The following is a 5,229-nucleotide window of genomic DNA, read 5'->3' as shown; positions in this document are numbered from 1 at the left end:
AGCCAGACGGAACCTGTCGGTATTACGACAGCATTCCTGGCGACCTCAGCCCCGAGCGCAACATCGGCCTGCTCATCAAGCACGTACACAATCTGCTGCATCGCGTCATCGACCTGCACGGCTGTCCTCTGGGCCTGACGGCCAATCAATGGCGTCCGCTGCTGCTGATCCTGCACCGGGGCATCGACACGCCTGCCGAACTGGCCCGCGCCCTGGACGTGGACACCGGCGCCACGACACGCATGCTGGACCGCCTGGAAGCCAAGGGTTTCCTGCAGCGTGAACGCGTGCCCGAAGACCGGCGTGTCGTGAAACTCGTGCTGACGGATGCGGGCCGCAGTGTGGCCGATCAGATCCTGCCCGTCATCGCCCAAACCCTGAACATTCACCTGAATGGCTTTTCCGAAGATGAAATCCGCATGTTGATCGCCCTGCTCAAGCGCATGATCACGAACGGTGAACACCATCTCCAGCAGGCCATACAACGCCCCGACACTCACTGATCCTCTCCCCCAGACACGCCAACCACCGCGCCTTGACGCCCACCAATGACTGACTAGTCAGATACAGCCCAATCAACAATATTCAGCTTCCTGTCAGCATGAAACTGCTCGCCTCCCTGTTGCTTGCCCTGTCGCTTGCCGCCTGCGCCCCCATGAATCCGGGCGCGCCCGCCACCCGGGCGCTCGATGCCCGAGCCCTGGAACTATCCGAAGCCGCCATCGCCTGGCCGGGCGATCATTGGTGGACGCGCTACCAGGACGCGCAGCTGAACAGCCTGATCGACCAGGCCCTGCGATCGAACCCGTCGCTGGACGCCGCCGCCGCCCGCGTGCGAATCGCCCGGGCTGCGGCCCGCAGCGCGCGGGCCGTGCAATGGCCGCAGGTCAACGCCAACTACCACCTGACACGACAGCGCTACAGCGAAAACTCCATCTATCCGCCGCCGCTGGGCGGTTCGTACCAGACCGACACGGGGCTGGGACTGCAACTGGACTTCAATCTGGACCTGTGGGGCCGCCAGCGCGCCCTGGCTGGCGCCTCGTCCCTGCGCGCTGCGGCCGCCGAAGCCAGCCGCCAGCAGGCCCGCGTGCTGCTGGTGTCTGCTGTCTCGCAGGCCTATTTCCAGTTGCAGAACGCCCAGGCCCAGGCCGATGCCATCGACCATATCGCCAGCAAGCTGCAGGAAGCCCTGGACATCACCCGCAACCGCTTCCAGAACGGCCTGGGCACCCAGGTGGATGTGGACCAGGCTGATTCAGCGGTCTCATCCGCCCGGGTTCAGCTCAGCCAGGCACGCAACAACGCCCAGCTGCTGCGCCATCAACTGGCCGCCCTGCTGGGCCAGGCACCCGAACAGCTGCCGCCGCTGGCCGCACGCCCAGGCGCTGCGCTGCCGCCCAACAGCCCGGACGTTCTGCCCATGGCCCTGCTGGGCCGGCGCGCGGACATCACCGCCGCACGCCTGCAAGCCCTGGCGGCGGGCGCTGAAATTTCCGCCGCCAAGGCCGATTTCCTGCCCAATATCGACCTGTCGGCCACCTTCGGCTATCTGTCCCTGGGACTGGACAAGCTGGTGCGCAGCAGCAGCGAGAACTACAGCGCCGGACCCGTCATCACCCTGCCGATCTTCAACGCCGGCAACCTGAACGCCCGGCTGGAAGGGCGCCGCGCCGAACGCGACGAGGCCATCGCCCGCTACAACGAAACCATCCTGGGTGCGCTGCGCGAAGTGGCCGATGCGCGCAGTTCGATCCTGTCACTGCACGAACAGATTCGCCACCAGGAAGCCAGCATGCAGGCCATCGCATCCGCCTACGACGTGGCCCTGCGTCGCTACAAGGCTGGTCTGGGCGACTTCGTGCAGGTGCTGCTGGCGCAAAGCGAAGCACTGAAACAAACCGTACAGACCACCGATCTGCACGCGCGCGCCTACGTCCTGGACGTGCAGCTGGCGACCGCCCTGGGGGGCGGCTACGTCCAGGACGGCAACATACCGAGCACCGCCACACACCTGACCCAACCGTGAACTTTTTCTCGACTGCATCATGATCGCATCCAGCCTCAGCACCTCTCCCTCACGCGCCCGCCTGATGCTCTGGGCCACCGGCATCTTCGTTCTGGCCGCCCTGCTCTACGGAGCCTGGTGGCTGCTCTTTGCCGCTCGCTACGAATCCACGGACGACGCCTATGTCCACGGCAATCTGGTCCAGATCAGCGCCCAGATCCCAGGCACCGTCGTGGACATCGGCGCCGAGGAAACTCAGACGGTCCCGCAAGGCGCGCGCCTGGTCACCCTGGACGGCAGCGATACCGACATCGCCCTGGCACAGGCCGAGGCCGCCCTGGCGCAGACCGTGCGCCACACCCAGACCCTGTTCGTCCAGAACGAAGCCCTGGCCGCTGACGTGACCGTGGGCGAGGCCAACGTCGCGCAGGCAGAAACCCTGCTCAGCAAGGCGCGCAATGACTTGCAGCGGCGCAACGCGCTGCGCGGCACCGGCGGCGTCAGTGGCGAGGAATTGCGGCACGCCCAGATCGCCGTGAAATCCGCCGAAGCCAGCCTGGCCCAGGCACGTGCCGGCCTGTCTGCCGCACGCGCCAAGCTGTCCACCAACCAGGCCCTGACCCGGGGCAGTTCCGTGGCCACCCATCCCGACGTACAGCAGGCTGCCGATCAAGTGCGCCAGGCCTGGCTGGCCAGCATCCGCACCCGGGTCCTGGCCCCGGTAGGCGGCATGATCGCCCAGCGCCCGGTCCAGCTGGGGCAACGCATCCAGCCCGGCACAGCGCTGATGACCATCGTCCCGCTGGACAGCCTGTGGGTCGAGGCCAATTTCAAGGAAAACCAACTGGATGCCATGCGGCCCGGCCAGCAGGCCACTCTGGTCTCGGACCTGTACGGCAACAAGGTCACCTATCACGGCACGGTCGTCGGCATCGCCGCCGGCAGCGGCAGCGCCTTTGCGCTGCTGCCGGCGCAGAATGCCAGCGGCAACTGGATCAAGGTCATCCAGCGGGTGCCTGTGCGCATCCGCCTGGACCCACAGGAACTCCAGGCACATCCCCTGCGTGTGGGCCTGTCCATGACGGTCGAGGTCAATCTGTCCTCCGCACCTGAACAGGTGGACGCAGCCCAACAGGCCCAGACGACTGAACCCGCCCTGAGCACGCCGGTCTACGATCACGACCCTGCCGAAATCGATGCCCGTATCCACCAAATCATCCAGGACAATCTCGCTTCATGAGCACCACGCCCATCTCTCAGGAGGACGCGACCGGCAAGCTGCCCGGGGATGATGAGGCCCCCGCTGCCGCAGCCCAGCCGCCGGCCGAAGCCTACCCGCCGCTGGAGGGCAGTGCGCGCGCCTTCGGCACCATCGCCCTGTCCGCCGCCGTGTTCATGAACGTGCTGGACTCGTCGATCGCCAACGTCTCGATTCCGACCATTGCCGGCGATCTGGGGGTCAGCGCCACCCAAGGCACCTGGGTCATCACCTCATTTGCGGTGGCCAACGCCATCACCGTCCCGCTGACCGGCTGGCTGACGCAGCGTTTCGGCCAGGTGCGCCTGTTCGTGCTCTCGGTCATGCTGTTCGTCATCAGCTCCTGGCTGTGCGGTTTTGCCTGGTCACTGGAATCGCTGGTGTTCTTCCGCGTGCTGCAAGGCGCCGTGGCAGGCCCCATGATTCCCCTGTCCCAGTCCCTGATGCTGGCCAGCTACCCCCGCGCCAAGGCCGGCATGGCCCTGGCGCTCTGGTCCATGACGATCCTGGTCGGCCCGATCGCCGGACCGCTGCTGGGCGGCTGGATCTCCGACAACTATTCCTGGTCCTGGATCTTCTACATCAACGTCCCGGTCGGCCTGCTCGCCGGCTGGGCCTCGTGGCAGGTCTACAAATCACGGGAATCTCGTCGCGTCCACCTGCCCATCGACCGCATGGGCCTGTTCCTGCTGGTCGTCTGGGTCGGTGCCCTGCAGCTGATGCTGGACAAAGGCAAGGAACTGGAATGGTTTGCCAGCCCAATGATCTGCGTGCTGGCCGTGGTCACGGTCGTGGCCTTCGTCTACTTCCTGATCTGGGAATTGACCGCCGCGCACCCGGTCATCGACCTGACCCTGTTCGCGCAACGCAACTTCACCACCGGGGTCATCGCCCTGTCCGTCGCCTATGGCGTGTTTTTCGGCACGGTCGTGCTGCTGCCCCTGTGGCTGCAGAACACCATGGGCTACACCGCCACCTGGGCGGGCGTGGCCTCGGCACCGGTCGGCATCCTGGCAATCATCCTGTCCCCCGTGGTGGGCAAATTGCTGGCCCGCCTCGACCCCCGCCCGATCGCCACGGCCGCTTTCCTGATTTTCGCCCTGATCAGCTACATGCGCGCCCAGTTCAACACCAACGTGGACCTGTACACGGTGATGCTGCCGACCTTCATCCAGGGGGCCGCCATGGCGACGTTCTTCATTCCGCTGACTACCATCTCTCTATCGGGCCTGAGCCCCGACCGGATCCCCGCCGCTGCCGGCCTGTCGAATTTCTTCCGCCTGGTCTGCGGGGCCTTCGGCACCTCGATCACCACCACGATCTGGGACAATCGCGCCTCGCTGCACCACAGCCGCCTGACGGAAGTCGCCCGGCCCGGCGAACCGGCCTTCGACCACATCATGGGCGGCCTGCAAACCCTGGGCGTAGACCCGCAGCGCAGCGCAGGCATGCTGGACCGGGTCATCAATCAACAGGCCTACACCATGTCGGCGACCGATATTTTCTACGCCTCGGCGCTGATTTTTCTGGTCCTGATCGGCCTGATCTGGCTGGCCCGGCCCAAATCGGCAATCCGTGGAGGATCAGAGGCCGCAGGCGCGCATTGAACTTTGCGCAGAAATAAAAATTTATGCTATAGTTTCGCTTCTTCGCAGTTCCCCGATAGCTCAGTCGGTAGAGCGACGGACTGTTAATCCGCAGGTCACAGGTTCGAGCCCTGTTCGGGGAGCCAAGAAATTCAAGCAAAAACGCCACCTTCCGGGTGGCGTTTTTGTTTTCCTTTCGAATATCTCCGCAATACCATCAGATATCCAAAATAAAACTAGCGTCCCCGCCATCGATCCATCTGCCTGCGGTCGCGCTTGGTCGGACGCCCCTCTGCAAGATCCCGGGCCGGCTCAGGCGCCAGCCGACGCATTTCGGCGGCGTGCTCCCGCGCCGCGATGCTGTCGGGGGTTTCCTC

At 65.2% G+C, this 5,229-nt stretch carries 4 protein-coding genes, 1 tRNA gene and 1 pseudogene; 5 read left to right on the top strand and 1 reads right to left on the bottom strand.

Features of this window, described 5'->3' with window-relative positions:
* The 5 genes from RBR29_RS10280 to RBR29_RS10260 form a co-directional block, all read left to right on the top strand.
* A partial coding sequence (locus RBR29_RS10280; protein ID WP_320349047.1) for a MarR family transcriptional regulator occupies positions 1–503 on the top strand: 503 nt, incomplete at its 5' end.
* A gap of 98 nt (positions 504–601) precedes the next feature.
* Positions 602–2,029, top strand: coding sequence for an efflux transporter outer membrane subunit (locus RBR29_RS10275; protein ID WP_320349046.1), 1,428 nt, complete (start codon positions 602–604; stop codon positions 2,027–2,029).
* Positions 2,030–2,048: 19 nt separating this feature from the next.
* The gene (locus RBR29_RS10270; RefSeq protein WP_320349043.1) at positions 2,049–3,248 is read left to right on the top strand and encodes an HlyD family efflux transporter periplasmic adaptor subunit; all 1,200 of its coding nucleotides are present in this window, start codon (positions 2,049–2,051) and stop codon (positions 3,246–3,248) included.
* Complete coding sequence (locus tag RBR29_RS10265; protein ID WP_320349041.1) at positions 3,245–4,873, top strand: DHA2 family efflux MFS transporter permease subunit; 1,629 nt, start codon at positions 3,245–3,247, stop codon at positions 4,871–4,873. The genes RBR29_RS10270 and RBR29_RS10265 overlap by 4 nt, the downstream gene beginning before the upstream one ends.
* A gap of 49 nt (positions 4,874–4,922) precedes the next feature.
* A tRNA-Asn gene (locus RBR29_RS10260) sits at positions 4,923–4,998 on the top strand.
* A 90-nt stretch (positions 4,999–5,088) separates the two neighbouring features.
* Here RBR29_RS10260 and RBR29_RS10255 read toward each other — a convergent pair.
* Positions 5,089–5,229, bottom strand: a pseudogene (locus RBR29_RS10255) (RNA-binding S4 domain-containing protein); the annotation flags it as partial.

This window comes from Castellaniella sp. (genome assembly GCF_034007085.1).
Classification (GTDB): Bacteria; Pseudomonadota; Gammaproteobacteria; order Burkholderiales; family Burkholderiaceae_B; genus Castellaniella.
The sequence above is the reverse complement of the archived record's forward strand: the minus strand, read 5'-3'. Positions and strand labels throughout refer to the sequence as shown.